The sequence below is a fragment of the Streptomyces sp. NPDC048496 genome (assembly GCF_043200055.1).
Classification (GTDB): Bacteria; Actinomycetota; Actinomycetes; order Streptomycetales; family Streptomycetaceae; genus Streptomyces.
This window is the reverse complement of record NZ_JBICXB010000076.1, coordinates 1-17,789: the sequence shown is the minus strand read 5'-3', so window position 1 is coordinate 17,789 and position 17,789 is coordinate 1. Positions and strand designations below refer to the sequence as shown.

The window sequence follows — 17,789 nt, the reverse complement described above, 5'->3', positions numbered from 1 at the left end:
TCGCCCTCGTCATGCTCACGCTCGCAGGAGACAAACCCACCCTCCCCGGCCGTCAACTCGCAACCCAATGACCCACACATACGGCAGGAGAGCCCGTTTTTCGCGCCGCTGTCTCGGCTATGCCATGGGTGAGCATCATGACGCGGCCTTGGTCGGCGCGTCGTTGCAGATGGCCATCGCGACGCGTGGTGGCCGCCGGGACGGGACGATCTTCCATAGCGACAGGGGAAGTGAGTACACGTCAGAGGCGTACAACAACCTGTGTGAGCGCCTGGGCGTGGTGCAGTCCATGGGGCGGGTGGGGTCGGCGCTGGACAACGCCGCCGCGGAGTCGTTCAACTCGCTGCTCAAGGTCGAGTACATCCACCGGCACCGGTTCGCCACCCGCACCGAGGCCCGCCTGAAGATCGCCACCTGGATCACCGGGTTCTACAACCCGAGACGGAGGCACAGCTCGGCCGGCGGGATGCCGCCGGAGGAGTTCGAACGGGTCATCACCGAAGCACGCAAGAAGAGCGACCAGAGGTGCCAGGCCGCATAGGAGAGGTCTCTACGAAACCAGGGGATTGACATCCGTCCACTCCACCGGGAACGAGCAGCGACGACCCGCCGCATCCAGCACCAGGACGACGTCCCCGCGCCAGGAGTTCATCCGCTCGAGGAACTCGAAGACCTCCCCGCTCCTCGGATGGAACGGATGGATCAACCGCACAGATCCATCGTCACCACGGCGAACGAGCGCATTCGACAGCTCACGCCAACGCCGCCTGTGAGAGTTTCCACTCCTCGCTGAAACGCGAGCTCCTCAAAGGCGCCCGCCGCTTCGACGGACCCGCCAACTGCCGTCAGGTAGTGTTCCGTTGGCTGAACCGGTACAACTCCTGGCGCCGCCATTCGACCAACGGCCAGGTCTGCCCGATCGAATACGAACGCCAACACGAACTCCCATCGGATACCGTGGACCTCGCCGCATAACCCTATAAACCGGTGTCTACCACCCGGGGGGAAGCGCCCAGGTGGCCTTGTCCGGCAGGGTGGCCGGGTAGTCGGAGTGCGGCCGCCGATCGGGCGCCGGGCTCGGCGTGGCAGCGACGTCCTCGAGTGACGAATCCACGGTCCGGGAGATCGTGGGGTCTTCCCTCGAAGCGCGATGTTCATCGGTCGCCGCGCAGTCCGCGGGAAGAGTTCGGTCCAGGCGCGTCGTCCTCGTCTCGCTGACTCTGGCGTGGCTCCGCCATCCGGTCGTGGAGGGCCAGGTAGAGATTGGCGACGACGACCGTTGACGTGATCGGCGCTCCGAGCAGCTCCTCGACGCGCCGCAGTCGATATCGCACGGAGTTGGGGTGCAGGAACATCGCCTGTGCGGTGGCGCGGACGTCCTGGTCGCAGTTCAGGTAGGTGACTACCGTGGCGGTCAGGTCGTCCCGGGTGAGCAGGTGGCCGAGCTGCTGGCGCGCCTTGGCCGCGACTGCGTCGACCGAGCGGCTGGCGAGCAGCCAGGTCACCAGGTCGACGTCCTCGAACCGCAGGATCGACCCTGGCTGCCCGGTCTTCTCGGCGGTACCCGCCCCGAAGCGGTGGTGCCAGCCTCGCATCGCCACCCTGAGAGCGCGCTCGGCGTCCCTGGTCCGGGCGCGGGCGAGGTTGAGGTCCTCGAACGGCTCGCTCAGTCCGACGTGGTGGGTGCGAGCGGCCACCCGGAGCCAGTCGTCGAGGACGACACGGTCACCGGCCAGCCCGCTGAACCCGTCTGTCTCGTCGGCTTCCAGGACGAGCGGCAGACCGAAGGTCTGGGCCGTCTCCAGGAGGACGTCCCTGGGGTCGGGGTGTGCGGGTGCCGGGCCGTCGCCGCGTGAGGTGTCCTGGTCGGCCTTCGGTACGGCTACGAATGCGCGCATCGTACGGTTCCGCTCGAAGCGGAAGGGACGCAACCGGTCCCAGATGCGGCTGGCCGTGTCGGGGGTCATGCCAGAGCGGATCGTGCGCAGGATCTCGGCGGCCTCGGTCACGGATTGAGCCAGCGTCAGGGTGCGCAGTCCCCGCATCGCCCCCAGAAGCTTCTGGGTCGCGTCCAGGATCGGTTGACCGAGTTCGTCGATGACCTGCTCACGGCGCGAGGCGATGGCGATCCAGTATCCGACGCCGCGCAGGGCCACCGGGCGTGCCGTGACATGCCAGCGTCCGACGGTGAAGCCGTGCTGGCCGCCGTGGCTGCTTCCCGCGCGCACCGCGCTCCAGATGAGCACCGTAGGGCCCTGTCCCGTGGACTCGACTACGCGTCCGGACTCCTCGTACAGGATGGCCGCGCCATGGGTAAGCGCACCGATCCGGTGCACCAGGGCTTTGATCGGCTGGTCCGCGGCCAACGCCTCCAGCAGGTCCTCCTGGATGCGCAGGCGCTGCCGCAGCAGGTAGGCGTCCGAGGACAGCTCGGACTCATATACGTACTGCTCGACCTGCAGGAACGGCACCGAAGGGTCGACCGTGAGCAGGTTCAGCCCCGCGGCTTCGGCGGCCCGGCGCAGGGCGGGCGGGACGTCCCGGAAATGGACGCCGACGCCGAAGAGCAGCGCCGCGGCCCGGCACTGGACGAGTTCCTCGGCCAGCGTCTTCTGTTGCCGTTCGGCGTCCGGCAGGCCGACGAACCGCAGGCCCGTGGTGAGCATGAGCCAGTCCTGGCGCAGCCACTTCCCGGCGCTTTCGATCTCGACCGAATGCGCGCCGCGGATGCGGCGGTCAAGGTCACCTTCATTGACGGTCTTCAGACCGAGATGACGCACCCCGAGCAACATTCGCACGGTGATGTTTCGGGTCGGTGGCATGCGCGCAGCGAACCAAATTTTGTGCTGTCACACAAGCCTCAGCTGTCGGCTTGGTAGATCGTACGTCGACCGGAGGCTGGTACTCCCTCATTCTGTTCCCCACTCCGCAATCGCGGCGCCTACTACATCAGGAGCACTTGTGCCAAAACTCCGTGTGGCTGTCGATGTCGGCGGCACTTTCACCGATGTATGCATCTTCGACGAGCAGGCGCACGCGACCCGCGTGACCAAGGTGCCGTCCACACCGGCGGACCCGATGCGTGCGGTCGTCGCCGGAATCGAGCGGGCCGGGATCGACCTGGCGGACGTCGGCCTCTTCTCGCACGGGACGACCGTCGCGACCAACGCCCTCATCACCCGCCGCTTCCCGGCGGCCGCGATGGTGACGACCCGGGGCTTCCGGGACGTCCTCGAGATCCGGGACGGCACCAAGGACGACCTCTGGGACGCCTACTCGGACGTGGCCCGGCCGTACATCCGGCGCCGTGACCGCTTCGAGGTGTCCGAGCGGATCGATGCCGAGGGGCGCATCGTCACTCCGCTCGACGAGGAGGAGGCACGTCAGCTGGCCCGGCTGCTGGCCCGCCGCGGCGTGACCACCGTCGCGGTGTGTTTCATCAACTCCTACGCCAACAATGCGCACGAACTGCGCATGGCGCAGATCCTCGCCGAGGAACTTCCCCAGGCGAGCGTGTCCACCTCCGCCGAGATCCTTCCGGAGATCTTCGAGTACGAACGCTTCAACACCACGGTCGCGAACGCCGTGCTTGCCCCGCTGGTCACCGGCTATGTCGACCGGCTGGCGGAGCGCCTTAGCCACGGCGGGTACGGGGGCGATCTGCTCCTGCTGCACTCGGGCGGCGGCTCGATGACTCCGCGGATGGTGGGCCGGTTCCCCGTCCGTCTGGCGGCCTCCGGTATCGCGGCCGGCGCCATCGCCGCCCGGCACGTCGCCGCGCAGTGCGGCTACCCGAACGCGATCGGGCTGGACATGGGCGGCACCAGCACCGACATCTGCCTGGTACATGAAGGGGAACTGCGCACCACCAAGGAGTGGTCCGTCGAGTACGGCTACCCGATCATCTTCCCCAGCATCGAGGTGCTCACCATCGGCGCCGGCGGCGGCTCTCTGGCCTGGATCGACGAGGCGGACTCGCTGCGCAACGGCCCGCAGTCGGCCGGCGCGACGCCGGGACCCGCCTGCTACGCCGCGGGCGGTGAGGAGGCCACCAACACCGACGCCAACCTCGCCCTGGGCAGGCTCGGCACCAGCCTTGCAGGAGGCGCCAAGTCACTCCAGCCCGAACTGGCGGAGAAGGCCATCAAGAAGATCGCCGAGCCGCTGGGGCTCGAACTCGCCGAGGCTGCCGGGGCGATCATCAAGGTCGCCAACGCCAACATGGCCGACGCAGTCCGGCTCGTCTCGATCCGGCGCGGCTACGACCCCCGCGACTTCGCGCTCGTCGCGTTCGGCGGTGCGGGCGCCCTGCACGGCGCCGAGGTCGCCCGCGAGCTCAGCATCCCGACCGTGATCGTCCCGCCGAATCCGGGCGTCACCTCCGCGCTCGGCTGCCTGCTCGTCGACATCCGGCACGACCTGTCCGCGATGTTCTCCTGCCAGGCGCACCAGGCCGACACCGAGGAATTCGAACGCACCTTCCAGGAGCTGGAGCGGGAGGCTTCGCAGCGCCTCACCCACGAGGGCATCTCGCCCGAGCACGCAGTGCTGCAACGCAACGCCTCGATGCGCTACCAGGGCCAGTGGCGCTCGCTCGTCGTGCCCTGCGGAACGGGGCCCGGCGCGCTCGCCGAGGCGGTGGAGCGCTTCCACGAGGAGCACGAGCGCGAGTTCGCGTTCCGCCGGAACGACACCCCGGTCGAGATCTACCAGCTCGGCCTGCAGGCGACCGGTGTAACGCCGAAGCCGGCGTTCGCCACACACGACCTCGCTGTCGGCCCAGCCCCCGAGCCGGCGGCGACCCGGCAGGTCTGGTTCCCCGACGCCGGCTGGGTCGAGACCGGCATCCACCGCCGCGACGACCTCCCGGCCGGCACCCGCCTCCAAGGCCCCGTGATCGTCGAGCAGTTGGACTCCACCACCGTCGTCCCACCCCGCGCCGAGGCCGAGATCGACGCCTGGCTCAATATCCGCATCCACCTCCAGGAGGCCTGACGTGAGCACCACCGAGCACCCCCCGCACGAGCGGACGCTCGATCCGGTCACCTTCGAGGTCCTGAAGAACGCCTTCGCCACCTCGGTCGACCTGATGAGCGAGCAGATCCTGCGGACCTGCTACTCCTTCGTCATCTACTGCCGAGACTTCTCCTCCGCGCTGTGCGACGCACAGGGCAACACCGTCATGCAGGGCAGCCAGGACATCGCCGTACACGTCGGCACCCTGCACTTCCAGTGCAAGGCCGTCATCGAGTACTTCGGCGACGACATCCACCCCGGCGACGTCTTCGCCATCAACGACCCCTACCGCGGCGGCACCCACTTCAACGACATCAGTTTCATCCGGCCCATCTTCGTCGACGACGAGATCATCGGGTTCGCCCAGAACAAGGGCCACTGGGCCGACGTCGGCGGCACGGTCCCCGGCTCGTTCGACGTCACCGCGAAGGAGCACTTCGGGGAGGGCCTGCGCATCCCGGCGCTCAAGATCTGGGACCGCGGCGTCTTCCGCCACGACGTTGCCCAGCTGATCGTGCAGAACACCCGCTCGCCGTTCGTCGGACTCGGCGACCTGCACGCGCAGTCCGAGGCGACCGCGGTGTGCGAGCGCGAGCTCGTCCGCCTGGTCGACCGCTATGGCCGGGACACCATCGTCGCGGCGATGGCCGAGGTCCAGGACTACGTCGAGGACCTGGTGCGCAGCAAGGTGAGCGAACTGCCCGACGGGACCTGGGAGGCCGTCGACCACCTCGACGCCGACCCCGGCAGCGAGGAGGGCCTCGTCCCGATCCGGGTGAAGATGACGATCGAGGGCAGCACGGTCACCTACGACCTGTCCGGCAGCGCCCCCGCCGTCGCGACCTTCCTCAACAGCGGCTACGGCGCCACCTATTCGGCGCTCTACGCCGGCACGAAGAGCTTCTTCCCCGACGTCCCGCTGAACTCCGGCTTCTACCGCGTGGTGCTCGGCGACCTCGGCCCCGAAGGGACCGTGGTGAACGCCGGCTGGCCGATCGCGGTCACCGGATTCTGCTCGGGGGCCTACGAGAAGCTGATGAACGCGATCATCGAGATCTGGTCGCGGATTCTGCCCGAGCGAGCCATGGCCTGCTCGTTCAACCTCGAATACCTCCTGGTCGGCGGCCGTGACGGCCGGAGCGAGGAGCGGCCGTACTTCATGTGGTACGACTGGATGGCCGGCGGCTGGGGCGGCCGCCGCACGAAGGACGGCTCCAACGCCACGTCCCCGGTGTTCGGCCCCGGCCTGGCAGTGCAGCCACTGGAGGGCCAGGAACGTCTGTGTCCCGTACTGACCACCACGCACAGCATCACCCCCGACTCCGGCGGACCGGGGATGTACCGCGGCGGCTGCGGCGTGGACAAGGGCGGCCTGCTCACCGACGCCGAGAAGACCGTCATGTCGTACTGCTGCGACCGCGCCCGCTCCATTACCTGGGGCATCGAGGGCGGCCTGCCATCCGTCCCGCACGGCGTCTGGCTCAACAAGGGCACCGAGGAGGAACGCTTCCTCGGCAGTGTCTTCTCCAACGTCGCCGTCGAGTCCGGCGACACGTTCACCCGCCCCTCGGCCGGCGGCGGCGGATACGGCGACCCGCTCAAGCGCGATCCCCACCTCGTCGTCGAGGACGTGATCGACGGCTACGTCTCCCTCGACCGCGCAGCCAAGGACTACGGAGTGGTGATCCGGCCGGTAAGCCCGGAGCTCGACGAGTACGAACTCGACCAGCAAGCCACCGACGCGCTGCGAACCGAGATCGCCGCCGCCCGCGCCGACTGGCTCGCCCAGGACCCCGAGGAACTCGCCGAGCGCTACCGCGCCGGCGAGGTCGACATGCTGGACATGATCCGCCGCTACGGAGTCATCGTCGACTGGGGCACCGGAGAACTGCTGCGCGAGACCACCGAACAGTTCCGCCGCACCCTGCGCGACCGCGCGCTCGCCCACTGGGCGTGACCAAGTCCCCGCTTTCGGTGCGGACTTCCCGACACGGAACGCACCCGCCGACGCGCATCCCGGAGGCCGGCCCTTCCCGGCCCGGTTCGGACGCGGGCCTCCACCCTGGAACGGAAACGGATCAGTCATGCCTGCTGCACCCACACAAAAACCCGTTACGGACAGCGACGGATCACACGCCGACAGAATTCCGCGCCTGTCCCTGATGATGGGCTGGTGGTCGCTGGTCTCCGCGATGTTCTACCTCTACATCGCGGGACTGGTCGCCTCGACGGTCGGATTCACCGACACCGTCATCGGCCTGCTGCTGACCGTCGCGGTATTCGGCCTGGTGAACAGGGCACTCGCCGGGTACGCCATCGACACCGGCTTCGGCGTCGAGCGGTTCTCCCAGCTGCTGTTCGGAAGGGTCGGGTCGGTCCTCGCGACCTTGGTCTTCGCGGCCACCGCGCTCTACTACGGGGTCTTCGAGGGCTCGATCATCGCGGCCACGCTGGAGGCCTACACCCGCGACAGCCTCGGCTGGTCGATCAACGTCTGGTACTTCATCGTGGTCGCCTACGCGACACCGCTCGTCTTTGGCGGCGTCCGCAACTGGCTCGACAAGCTCAACGGCCTGCTCCTGCCGCTGTACGCGGCGGGTCTGGTCGCCGCGGTGGTCGTGGCGGCGGTCTCCGGCGAGCCGGCCGGGTGGACAGGCTCCGGCGCGCAGGACGGCGTCCCGTTCGCCGCCGGCGGCCCCGGATGGCTGATGGCGTTCGGCATCTACATGGGCGTGTGGATCCTGATGATGTACACGGTTGACTTCGCCCAGCTCGGCCGGCCGCAGGACCGCCGCTTCCACACTACGGTCACCTTCGGGTGGGTCTTCTACGCGGTGACCTTCCTGGTCAACGGCCTGGTCGGCATCTTCCTGTCGCACGCGTTGCGCAGCTTCGTGGGCAGCACCGTCAGCGAGGGTGGCGTCGCGGTCGCGCTCACCCACGTGATGGGCATCTGGGCCGTGCTGCTGGTGTTCGTCAGCCAGACCCGGATCAACACCGCAAACTACTTCCTGGCCTCCAGCAACTTGGAGATCCTGGGCAGCGTGGTGTTCCGGCTGCGCCTGCCGCGTGTGGTCTGGGTGCTGGTCGGGAGCGCCATCATCTTCCTGATCATGCTGACGAACGTGTTCAGCTACATCCTCACGGCGCTCAACTGGCAGGGCGTCCTGGTGACTGGCTGGGTGGCGATTGCCCTCACCCACGTCGCCATGGACCGGCACCAGGGCGTCGACCCGGCGCAGGCCGAGACCCGCACGACTCGGATGGTGTCACTGCCCGGCGTCGTCGGGTGGGGCGCCGGCTCACTGGTCGGGCTGGTTGTCCTGGAGACCGGGCCCGCGTGGGCGACCACCTGGGGGCCGATCCTGACGGCTGTCTGCGCCTGCGGCGTCTACGCCACGCTGCGCGCGGTGACCGGCGCGAAGGGTTCCCCACTTCCTGAGACGGACGCGGTGACGACCGCTGTCTGAGGGCACGGGCACACCCGGCGGTGGCCGTCGGGTGTGCCCGTGCCCTCTGTGTCGCCAACACGGCGACAGGAAGCCACACCTAGAAGGGGACTGGCGACATGCCACCACACCGTCACCGGGCGCTGCGGACCCCGCTGGGCCTCCTCGCCGCCGGCCACAGTGCCACACTCGCCTACAGCGCCGACGGCCAGTGGTGCGGCGAGGGCCTGACGGCTTTCGTGGAGTCCTTCCTCTGGCCACCCTGCATGATCGTGCTCGAGGTGATCGACTACGCCGCCGTGGTTGCGCAGTTGGGCGTTTCCTCGGCTATCGGTTCAACGTGTGCGACGCCCGTCCGGTGTTCGCCACGGCCGCCCCCTTTCCTGGCGCCAAGGACGTCGTCGTCGAATGGCCGCACCGCTACCTCGCGAGGGAAGCCGAGGCAGGCCGCATCGACGGCCGTACAGTCCACGCCGTGCTCACCCACGACCCAAGTTCCGCATCCTGCTTCTCGAAGTCGCGCTGCGGCTGCCCGACGTCGCCTGCATCGGCACGATGGGGCTCCCGACGCACCCACGAGGGCCGGATCGAACGCCTCAAGCACAAAGGCCTCACGGACGCGGAGATTGCCCGGATGCCGAGCCCGATTGGCCTGCACCTCGGCGCCCGCATCCCTCAGGAGACGGCTGTCTCGATCGCGGCCGAGATGATCGCGCGCAAGTGGGGCGGCACGGCACAGCGGCTGATCGAACACCACGGCCGCATTCACGCGGCTGCACCGCCGGTCGACAGGAGGTGAACGGCATGGGCGTCCCCCTCACTTGGCTGCTGCGGCGCCCGGAACTGCGTCTGAAGGTGCTGGCCGGTCGCGACGGCCTGGACCGCGAGGTGGACTGGGCGCACAGCATCGAGCTTGCCGACCCGGTGCCATGGCTTGGTGGCGGAGAACTCGTGCTCACCACCGGACTGCGGCTGCCGGCCTCGGCCGACGCTCGCAAGGATTACATCAGGCACCTGGCGAAGGTCCAGGTGGCCGCCGTCGGCTTCGGCGTGGGCCTGTCGTACGCGCGCGTGCCCGACGCTCTGGTCGAGGCGGCCGAGGAAGCAGGGCTGCCCCTGCTCGAAGTACCCCTGCCGACGCCGTTCGTGGCCGTCACCAAGGCGGTCATGGAGCGGCTGGCCGAGCAGCAGTACGAGGGCGTGGTCCAGGCATCCCGGATCCAGCCCCGGATGACCCGGGCCGCGCTGCATGGTGGCGCACAGGCCGTCGTAAGGGAACTGGCTGTCTCCACCAGGGCGTCCATCTTCTTCCTGGACCACGACGGCACGCCACGCGCCTCGCACCCGCCCGGAGCGAGCACACCGGGACCCGGGGTGCTCGCCCGCCTGGGCCCCGCGGATCAGGCAGCGGCCGCGGTGAGCACCGGCTCCGACGGCGTGGTGGCGGTGCAGCAGGTGCGCGTGGGCCCGCGAGTGCACGGCCGCCTGATCCTGGTCACCGACCGGTCGCTCACGTCGGTCGACCACCTCCTGCTCGGGCATGCGGCGTCGCTGATCGCCCTGGAGGCGGAGAAGCCCCTGCGGCTGCGTGACGAACAGAGCCGCGTGAACGGCATGTTCCTGCGGATGCTGTTGGACGGCTCGGTTCCGGCGGCGGCCGCCGTGGACCACCTCACCGAGGCGGGTTTCCCAGTTCGCGAGGGCGTGCGCGTCCTGGCCCTGCGGGGCGGCAACCCGCGGCGTGCTCTGGAGTTGGCGGGGGAGGAGCTGGCCCGGCGCGGCCTGCCCCTGTTCGGCGCCGTGCACAAGGGGTGCGCGGTGATATTGCTGCCCGGCGGCCATACGGAGACGGCGCGTGCCGTCACGGACGGCGCGCTTGCCCGCCTGCGCGCCCGCACCTGGGCCGGGCTGAGCAGCGTACAGGATCCGGGGAACGGGCCGACCGCCTTGCGCGAGGCCATGAACGCCGCGTCGGCGGCGCAGGCGCGCGGCTGTCCGGACCTGGTCTCCTTCGAGTCGCTGGCCGGACAGACGCTGGTCACCAGCCCCGAGACGAGAGCGGTGCTGGAGTCGCTGGCCGCCACCCGACTCGGCCCGCTCGCCGCGTACGACGTCCGGCACGGCACCGAACTGCTCGCCTCCCTGCGGGCGTTTCTCGAACACAACGGTCAGTGGGAGGCGGCCTCCGCGGCCCTGGGTGTGCACCGGCATACCCTGCGTAGCCGCGTGGAGCGGATCCAGAACCTCCTCGGCACCCACCTCGACTCCGCTCACGTCCGTGCCGAACTCCTGCTGGCGCTGTCGGTGTGGCAGGAGCCCGGCCGCCGCGACTGAAGGCTGCCCTGCTCGGCAGCTTTCTCCCCACGGCGGCCGGATGCTGTCATACGGCGGATGCGGCCTCCTTGGTGACGGCCTCGCCGAGGATGGAGAGACCCTCCTCCAGAAGGGCGTCGGAGATCGACAGCGGCGGCAGGAAGCGCAGGACGTTGCTGTAGCTGCCGGCGGTGAGGACCAGCAGCCCTTCCGCGTGGCAGCGCCTGGCGATCCGGGTGGCGAGGTCGGGAGCGGGGACTCGGGTGCCGAACGGTTCCACCAGCTCGATGGCGGTCATCGCGCCCCGGCCGCGTACGTCCCCGATCACTGGATGCGCGTCACTCAGGTCGGTCAGACGATCGAGCATGGTGTCACCGATCTCGAGGGACCGTTCCATCAGGTCGTTGGCCTCGATCTCGGCGAAGACACCAAGGGCGGCCTCGCAGGCCACGGGATTGCCGCTGAACGTGCCGCCCAGTCCTCCCGCCGGTATCGCGTCCATCAGCTCCGCGCGGCCTGTGACTGCTCCCAGCGGCAGGCCGCCCGCGAGGCCTTTCGCGGTGGTGATCAGATCAGGCTGGACGCCCTCGTGCTCGCAGGCGAACATCCGCCCAGTGCGCGCGATGCCGGTCTGGACCTCGTCGGCGATGAGCAGGATGCCGCGGGCCCGGCAGATCTCGGCGACCCGGGGGAGGAACCCGGGCGCCGGCACGATGAAGCCGCCCTCGCCCTGGATCGGCTCGACAAGGACGGCGGCCGCATTGTCCGCCCCCACCTGCCGGTCCAGCAGATCCTCGAGGGCGTCGGCGGCCTCCTCTGCGCAGTGCTCGGGCCCGGTGGGCCAGCGGTATGGATAGGCCATCGGGGCGCGGTGGACCTCCGGTGCGAACGGGCCGAAGCCGTGCTTATAGGGCTGGTTCTTGGCGGTCAGGGTCATCGTCAGCAGCGTGCGGCCGTGGAAGGCGTGGTCGAAGACCACGACCGCCGGGCGCCCGGTGGCGGCCCGGGCAATCTTCACTGCGTTCTCCACCGCTTCGGCGCCGGAGTTCACCAGCAGCGTGCGCTTCTCACCGGGAACGGGCGCGAGTGCGTTCAGCTTCTCGCAGACGTCCAGATAGGACGCGTACGGGTTCACCAGGAAGCAGGTGTGGGTGAACCGCCGCAGCTGTGCGGCGGCGCGCTCGGCCACCGCCGGGGCCGAGTTGCCCACGGTGGTCACGGCGATGCCGCTGCCGAAGTCGATGAAGGAGTTGCCGTCCGCGTCGACGATCACGCCCCCGCCGGCGGCCTCCACGAAGACGGGCAGGGTTGCGCCGACGCCGGCGGGCACCAGGGCGTGCTGCCGGGCCAGCTGTTCGCGTGAGCGCGGACCGGGGATCTCGGTGACGATCCGGCGGACCTGCTTGAGGCCGGGACCGCCGGCCGGTCGGGAATCACCGGGCATGGGACGTCCTCCGGGAGGTTCGGGGTTCGGGGGACGCCGAGCCAACCACCGCCGCGCACGCCGCACCATCGACGAATCGGCCTGCCCGAAGGGCCACCGACAGGCCATTGCGTCCAGTGCGCCACAGGCGCGGCCCCAACAGAATGACGGCCTCACCAAGCCCACCGCGCCCCGGGCCCCAACGGCGTGCAGGGATGTCCCGAAAGGAGTGTCGAGTGTCGATGCGACCCACTGCAGGTAGCAGCGCGAGGGAGGCTGGAGCGGCCCGGCGGGTCCAGATTCTGCGTCACCTCGTCGCAGGGCAGTGGCGGACTGGCGACGGCGACGACGTCGTCGACCTCAATCCGGCACGCCCCCGCGAAACCGTGGCCGTAGGACAGCTCGCCCAGGACCATGACCTCGACCAGGCCGTCGCGGCCGCGCGGGAGGCCTTCCGCCGCTGGGCCGCCACCCCGCCCCACGCCCGCGGCCGCATCCTCGACCGCGCCGCCGAGATCATCGATGCGCATGCCGAGCAGTGGGGCGAGGAACTGGCCTGGGAGGAGGGCAAGACCCGCGCCGAGGGCATCGGCGAGGTACGCCGGGCGGCGGAGATCTTCCGCTACTACGCCGGTGAGGGCTCCCGCCCGGTCGGCGAGGTCTTCGCCTCGCCCCGCCCCGGCGAGCAGATCCACGTGATCCACCGGCCGGTCGGTGTCGTGGCGGTCGTGACCCCGTTCAATTTCCCCATCGCGATTCCGGCCTGGAAGATCGCTCCTGCGCTCAGCCACGGCAACACCGTCATATGGAAGCCCGCGAGTCTGGTGCCGCTGCTTGCCGTGCGCCTGACCGAGGCGCTGGTCGAGGCCGGACTGCCGGACGGCGTGCTGTCCCTGCTCATCGGAAGCGGGAGCCTCGGCGGCCGACTGGTCGAGCACCCGGGCGTCGACGCGGTCACCTTCACAGGCTCTACCTCGGTGGGACGCGGCCTGATCGCCGCCTGCGGGCGACTGGCCCGGCCTGTCCAGACCGAGATGGGCGGCAAGAACGCGGCCGTCGTCCTCGCCGACGCCGACCTCGACCTCGCCGTGCAGGAGGTGCTGGCCGGCGCCTTCCGGTCCACGGGCCAGAAATGCACCGCGACCTCGCGGCTCATCGTGCAGGAGCCCATCGCCGACGAGTTCCTCGACCAGCTCACCAAGCGCGCCGCTGCCCTGCGGGTCGGCGACCCCCTGGAGGAGAACACCGAGATGGGGCCTGTCGTCTCGCTGCAGACCCGGGACGAGATCCAGCAGGCTGTGGACGCCGCGGCCGCTCGCTCCGGCGTCGACGTCCTCACCGGCGGCCGGCACTACGACGACGACCGCATGGGCGGGGCCTTCGTCCAGCCCACCGTGGCCGAGCTGGCCGGCGACGACCCGCTGTGGCGCGAGGAACTGTTCGGCCCTGTCCTCGCCGTCCGCCGCGCCCAGGACACCCGGGAAGCGCTCGCCCTGGCCAACGACAGCGACTTCGGCCTCTCCGCAGCCCTCTTCACCGACGACCTGCGGGCCGTCACCGCCGCGATGGACCAGGTGGACGTCGGCATGCTGCACATCAACTCCGAGACGGCTGGCGCCGACCCGCACGTGCCGTTCGGCGGCGCCAAGCAGAGCGCGTACGGGCCGAAGGAGCAGGGCCGCGCAGCGCGCGAGTTCTTCACCCGCACCACGACCGTGTACCTGCGCAGCTCCGGAGAGCCGACGCTGTGACCACACCCTCGGCGCTGCCGCTGAGCGGCGTACTCGTCGCCGACTTCGGCCGGGTCCTCGCCGCGCCCTACGCCACCATGCTCCTCGCCGACCTCGGCGCCGACGTCATCAAGGTCGAGCACCCCGCCACCGGGGACGACACCCACGCCTGGGGCCCACCCCACGCGCACGACGAGGCCACCTACTTCCACTCCGTCAACCGCAACAAGCGCTCCCTCGCCCTCGACCTGCGCGACGAGACCGACCGCCGCCGCGCAACCGAACTGGCGCGCCGCGCCGACGTGCTCTTCGAGAACTTCCGGCCCGGCACGATGCACAAGTACGGGCTCGGCTACGACCAGGTCCGCTCCGTCAACCCGGGCATCGTCTACTGCTCGATCACCGGATTCGGCGCCGGGCCCGGGGCCGCCCTTCCCGGGTATGACCTGCTGATCCAGGCCGTCGGCGGGCTGATGAGCGTCACTGGCCCCGCCCCCGGACAGCCAGTGAAGACCGGCGTGGCTCTGGTGGACGTCCTCACCGGCCTGCACGCCGCGATGGGCGTGCTCGCCGCGCTGCGCCACCGGGACGCGACCGGCGAAGGACAGCACGTCGAGGTCAACCTGCTCTCCAGTCTGCTGTCGAGCCTCGTCAACCAGGCCGCCGCATACACCCTCGCCGGTCATGTGCCGGGCATCCTGGGTAACCGGCACCCGTCCATCGCGCCGTACGAGGTCTACCAGGCGAAGGATCAGCTGTTCGTCATCGCCGTCGGCAACGACCGCCAGTTCGCCGCCCTGTGCCGGGGACTTGGCGCTCCTGAACTGACCGACGACACGCGCTTCGCCACCAACCCCGACCGGGTCGCCCACGTCGACGAACTCGCCAAGCAGTTGGGGGAGTTGCTTGCCGCCCGTACTGCGGCCGAGTGGTTCGAGCACCTCACGCCCCTGGGCGTGCCCTGCGGCCCGGTCAACGACCTCGCGCAGGCCTTCGACCTTGCCGACCGCCTCGGCCTCGCGCCCCGGGCCGCGGTCACCGGCGACGAGGGATCTCCCATGGATCTCGTCGCCAACCCGATCTCCCTGTCCCGAACCCCGCCCCGCTACGACCGCCGCCCGCCCCGGCTGGGCGAGCACACCGGCGAGGTCGCGGACTGGCTGGACTCCTGACGTCCACTCACCCGAAGGAGCACACGATGAGCGGCGCCAAGCCGATGAAGGACCCTCTCGACCTGGTCGACTTCTCCTCCATTCTCACTGACGAGGAACGCGACATCCAGGCCACCGTCGCCAAGTTCCTCGCCGACCGGGTCCGCCCGCACATCGGCGACTGGTTCGAGAATGCGCACTTCGCCCGCGAAATCGCCCCCGAACTCGGCAAGCTCGGGGTGCTGGGCATGCATCTCGAGGGCTACGGCTGCGCGGGTACCAACGCCGTCAGCTACGGCCTGGCCTGCCTGGAACTTGAGGCCGCCGACTCCGGCCTCCGCAGCTTCGTCTCGGTGCAGGGCTCGCTGTCCATGTACTCGATCTGGAGGTGGGGGTCGGAAGAGCAGAAGCAGGAGTGGCTGCCGCGGCTCGCCGCGGGTGAGGCGATCGGCTGTTTCGGGCTCACTGAGCCGGACTTCGGCAGCGACCCCGCGAACATGCGCACCCAGGCCGTGCGCGACGACGACGACTGGGTCCTCAACGGTTCCAAGATGTGGATCACCAACGGAGGCATCGCCGACGTGGCCACCGTCTGGGCGCAGACCGAGGACGGCGTGCGCGGCTTCCTGGTTCCGCACGGCACCCCCGGCTTCACCACCCAGGACATCAAGCAGAAGATGTCGCTGCGTGCCTCGATCACCTCGGAGCTGTACTTCGACAATGTCCGGCTGCCCGAGTCGGCGCGGCTGCCGCACGCCCAGGGTCTGCGCGGGCCGCTGTCGTGCCTGAACGAGGCGCGCTTCGGCATCCTCTTCGGCGCGGTCGGCGCCGCCCGCGACTGCCTCCGGACTGCCCTGGAATATGCCGACTCCCGTGTCCAGTTCGACAAGCCGATCAGCACCTTCCAGCTGACCCAGAAGAAGCTCGCGGACATGAGCGTCTCCCTCGGCAGTGCAGCCCTGCTCGCCGTGCACCTGGGCAGGCTCAAGGACCAGGGCCGGATCCGTCCCGAACAGATCAGCGTTGGCAAGCTCAACAACGTCCGTGAGGCCCTGGCCATTGCCCGCGAGTGCCGGACCGTCCTCGGCGCCAACGGCATCTCCTTGGAGTACTCGCCGCTGCGCCACGCCAACAACCTGGAGTCCGTCCTCACCTACGAGGGCACCAGCGAGATCCACACCCTGGTCATCGGGCAGGCTCTCACCGGTCAGGCCGCCTACCGCTGATGCTCGATTTTCCTCCGGAGAAACGCCCTATGACGCCATCGATACCCAGTCGCTCCACAGCTGCCGCCCTGCCGGCCCTTCCCGACATCAGCCGCGTCGGCGTCGTCGGAGCGGGGCTCATGGGCAGCGGAATCGCGGAAGTCTGCGCCCGAGCGGGACTCGCCGTGCTGGTGTGCGAGACCGGCCCGGAAACCCTCAAAGCCGGACGCGATCGGATCACCGCATCCCTGGACCGCGGCCTCCGCAACCGCAAACTCAGTGAAGCGGAGCGCGATGCTGTGCTTGGCCGAATCCGCTTCACCACCGACTTGGCGGACTTCGCCGACCGGGACATGGTGATCGAAGCCGTGGCAGAGGACGAGCACATCAAAACCGGGGTATTCGCGAGTCTGGACAAGGTCGTCACTCGGGCGGACGCGATCCTCGCGACCAACACCTCGTCCATCCCGGTGATGAAGCTGGCCATGGCCACCGGCCGCCCGGAGCAGGTCGTCGGCACCCACTTCTTCAATCCGGTGCCCGTGATGCCCCTGGTCGAGATCGTCCCCTCACTTCTGACCGGCGACCAGGTCCGCGGGCTCGCCGAGGCCTTCGTCACGGAGAGGTTGGGCAAACAGGTCATCGGATCACAGGACAGAGCGGGCTTTGTCGTCAACTCCCTCCTCGTCCCATACCTGCTGTCCGCCGTCCGCATGCTCGAAGCTGGCTTGGCCACGGCCGAGGACATCGACAACGGCATGGTCCTCGGCTGCGCCCATCCTATGGGTCCCCTGCGGCTGGCCGACCTGATCGGCCTCGACACGGTGAAGGCCATCGCCGGCTCCATGTACGAGGAGTTCAAGGAGCCGTTGCACTCCCCGCCGTCCCTGCTGCTGCGGATGGTCGATGCCGGACTGCTCGGCAAGAAGAGCGGCCGCGGCTTCCACGACTACACGCGCTGAGAGACCCGCGCGAAGAAGCGCAAGCTTGACCAACAAATAGAGGACATGAAGGTGAGCTTGAGGATCGTTGTCACTGTGAAGTACGTGCCCGACGCCACTGGCGACCGGCACTTCGCCGAGGATCTGACCGTCGACCGGGACGACGTGGACGGTCTGCTCTCCGAGCTGGACGAGTATGCGGTCGAGCAGGCCCTGCAGATCGCCGAGAACTACGACGGGGACGACGACGCGGAGGTCACCGTTCTGACGGTGGGTCCGGAGGATGCCAAGGACGCGGTGCGCAAGGCGCTTTCGATGGGCGCGGACAAGGCGGTCCACGTCGAGGACGACGACCTGCACGGCACGGACGCCATCGGCACCTCGCTGGTGCTGGCCAAGGCGGTCGAGAAGGCCGGCTACGACCTGGTGATCTCCGGCATGGCCTCCACCGACGGCTCCATGGGCGGGCACTGATGCCCCTATGGATGTCAAGCAGCGGTTGCGGCACGTGCGTGGCTGGCTGCGGGGCTCGGAGTGGCGATGAGCCGGTAGATCTCCCGT

The 17,789-nt window shown here is 69.3% G+C and carries 14 protein-coding genes and 1 pseudogene; 12 read left to right on the top strand and 3 right to left on the bottom strand.

The window, feature by feature from the left end; translation table 11 throughout:
* Positions 1 to 67: 67 nt before the first annotated feature.
* Positions 68 to 541, top strand: coding sequence for an IS3 family transposase (locus tag ACGFSA_RS32940; RefSeq protein ID WP_393309696.1), 474 nt, complete (start codon positions 68 to 70; stop codon positions 539 to 541).
* A 9-nt stretch (positions 542 to 550) separates the two neighbouring features.
* Here ACGFSA_RS32940 and ACGFSA_RS32935 read toward each other — a convergent pair whose 3' ends face one another.
* The gene (locus tag ACGFSA_RS32935) at positions 551 to 712 is read right to left on the bottom strand and encodes a DUF5372 family protein (protein ID WP_393309695.1); all 162 of its coding nucleotides are present in this window, start codon (positions 710 to 712) and stop codon (positions 551 to 553) included.
* Positions 713 to 714: 2 nt separating this feature from the next.
* On the opposite strand from ACGFSA_RS32935, the gene ACGFSA_RS32930 reads away from it, so the two are divergent.
* On the top strand, positions 715 to 975 hold the full coding sequence (locus ACGFSA_RS32930) for an integrase core domain-containing protein (RefSeq protein ID WP_393309697.1): 261 nt from the start codon (positions 715 to 717) through the stop codon (positions 973 to 975).
* 179 nt (positions 976 to 1,154) lie between these two features.
* Here ACGFSA_RS32930 and ACGFSA_RS32925 read toward each other — a convergent pair whose 3' ends face one another.
* Positions 1,155 to 2,822 carry a PucR family transcriptional regulator gene (locus ACGFSA_RS32925; RefSeq protein WP_393309694.1) on the bottom strand — a complete coding sequence of 556 codons (1,668 nt, stop codon included), beginning with the start codon at positions 2,820 to 2,822 and terminating at the stop codon, positions 1,155 to 1,157.
* 139 nt (positions 2,823 to 2,961) lie between these two features.
* Between ACGFSA_RS32925 and ACGFSA_RS32920 the strand changes: the two genes are divergently transcribed.
* From ACGFSA_RS32920 to ACGFSA_RS32900, 5 genes are all read left to right on the top strand, one after another.
* A complete protein-coding gene (locus ACGFSA_RS32920) occupies positions 2,962 to 4,995 on the top strand; it encodes a hydantoinase/oxoprolinase family protein (protein ID WP_393309693.1) in 2,034 nt (677 codons plus the stop codon).
* Position 4,996: 1 nt separating this feature from the next.
* Complete coding sequence (locus ACGFSA_RS32915) at positions 4,997 to 6,973, top strand: hydantoinase B/oxoprolinase family protein (RefSeq protein WP_393309692.1); 1,977 nt, start codon at positions 4,997 to 4,999, stop codon at positions 6,971 to 6,973.
* A 127-nt stretch (positions 6,974 to 7,100) separates the two neighbouring features.
* Positions 7,101 to 8,486, top strand: coding sequence for a purine-cytosine permease family protein (locus ACGFSA_RS32910; RefSeq protein WP_393309691.1), 1,386 nt, complete (start codon positions 7,101 to 7,103; stop codon positions 8,484 to 8,486).
* 31 nt (positions 8,487 to 8,517) lie between these two features.
* Positions 8,518 to 9,264: an XdhC family protein gene (locus ACGFSA_RS32905; RefSeq protein ID WP_393309690.1), complete on the top strand. Its 747-nt coding sequence runs from the start codon at positions 8,518 to 8,520 to the stop codon at positions 9,262 to 9,264.
* Between the two features lie 5 nt (positions 9,265 to 9,269).
* Positions 9,270 to 10,799: a PucR family transcriptional regulator gene (locus ACGFSA_RS32900; RefSeq protein WP_393309689.1), complete on the top strand. Its 1,530-nt coding sequence runs from the start codon at positions 9,270 to 9,272 to the stop codon at positions 10,797 to 10,799.
* Between the two features lie 46 nt (positions 10,800 to 10,845).
* Here the strand turns inward: ACGFSA_RS32900 and gabT are convergent, their stop codons facing one another.
* On the bottom strand, positions 10,846 to 12,222 hold the full coding sequence (gene gabT / locus ACGFSA_RS32895) for a 4-aminobutyrate--2-oxoglutarate transaminase (protein ID WP_365424066.1): 1,377 nt from the start codon (positions 12,220 to 12,222) through the stop codon (positions 10,846 to 10,848).
* A gap of 221 nt (positions 12,223 to 12,443) precedes the next feature.
* On the opposite strand from gabT, the gene ACGFSA_RS32890 reads away from it, so the two are divergent.
* From ACGFSA_RS32890 to ACGFSA_RS32870, 5 genes and pseudogenes are all read left to right on the top strand, one after another.
* Positions 12,444 to 13,952 (top strand): aldehyde dehydrogenase family protein, encoded by a 1,509-nt coding sequence (locus tag ACGFSA_RS32890; protein WP_393309688.1) that lies wholly within the window; start codon positions 12,444 to 12,446, stop codon positions 13,950 to 13,952.
* A complete protein-coding gene (locus ACGFSA_RS32885; RefSeq protein ID WP_393309687.1) occupies positions 13,949 to 15,103 on the top strand; it encodes a CaiB/BaiF CoA transferase family protein in 1,155 nt (384 codons plus the stop codon). The genes ACGFSA_RS32890 and ACGFSA_RS32885 overlap by 4 nt, the downstream gene beginning before the upstream one ends.
* Positions 15,104 to 15,129: 26 nt before the next feature.
* Positions 15,130 to 16,308 carry an acyl-CoA dehydrogenase family protein gene (locus tag ACGFSA_RS32880; RefSeq protein ID WP_393309686.1) on the top strand — a complete coding sequence of 393 codons (1,179 nt, stop codon included), beginning with the start codon at positions 15,130 to 15,132 and terminating at the stop codon, positions 16,306 to 16,308.
* A gap of 29 nt (positions 16,309 to 16,337) precedes the next feature.
* Positions 16,338 to 17,249, top strand: coding sequence for a 3-hydroxybutyryl-CoA dehydrogenase (locus ACGFSA_RS32875; protein ID WP_393309685.1), 912 nt, complete (start codon positions 16,338 to 16,340; stop codon positions 17,247 to 17,249).
* A 51-nt stretch (positions 17,250 to 17,300) separates the two neighbouring features.
* Positions 17,301 to 17,693 (top strand): annotated as a pseudogene (locus ACGFSA_RS32870) (electron transfer flavoprotein subunit beta/FixA family protein); the annotation flags it as partial.
* Between the last annotated feature and the right edge of the window lie 96 nt (positions 17,694 to 17,789).

What these genes read in the sequence shown, in the direction of transcription:
- ACGFSA_RS32925 (WP_393309694.1), bottom strand. Translation starts at nt 2,822, where the DNA reads ATGCCACCGACCCGAAACATCACCGTGCGAATGTTGCTCGGGGTGCGT.
- ACGFSA_RS32940 (WP_393309696.1), top strand. Translation starts at nt 68, where the DNA reads ATGACCCACACATACGGCAGGAGAGCCCGTTTTTCGCGCCGCTGTCTC.
- ACGFSA_RS32875 (WP_393309685.1), top strand. Translation starts at nt 16,338, where the DNA reads ATGACGCCATCGATACCCAGTCGCTCCACAGCTGCCGCCCTGCCGGCC.
- ACGFSA_RS32890 (WP_393309688.1), top strand. Translation starts at nt 12,444, where the DNA reads ATGCGACCCACTGCAGGTAGCAGCGCGAGGGAGGCTGGAGCGGCCCGG.
- ACGFSA_RS32910 (WP_393309691.1), top strand. Translation starts at nt 7,101, where the DNA reads ATGCCTGCTGCACCCACACAAAAACCCGTTACGGACAGCGACGGATCA.
- ACGFSA_RS32900 (WP_393309689.1), top strand. Translation starts at nt 9,270, where the DNA reads ATGGGCGTCCCCCTCACTTGGCTGCTGCGGCGCCCGGAACTGCGTCTG.
- ACGFSA_RS32880 (WP_393309686.1), top strand. Translation starts at nt 15,130, where the DNA reads ATGAGCGGCGCCAAGCCGATGAAGGACCCTCTCGACCTGGTCGACTTC.
- gabT (WP_365424066.1), bottom strand. Translation starts at nt 12,222, where the DNA reads ATGCCCGGTGATTCCCGACCGGCCGGCGGTCCCGGCCTCAAGCAGGTC.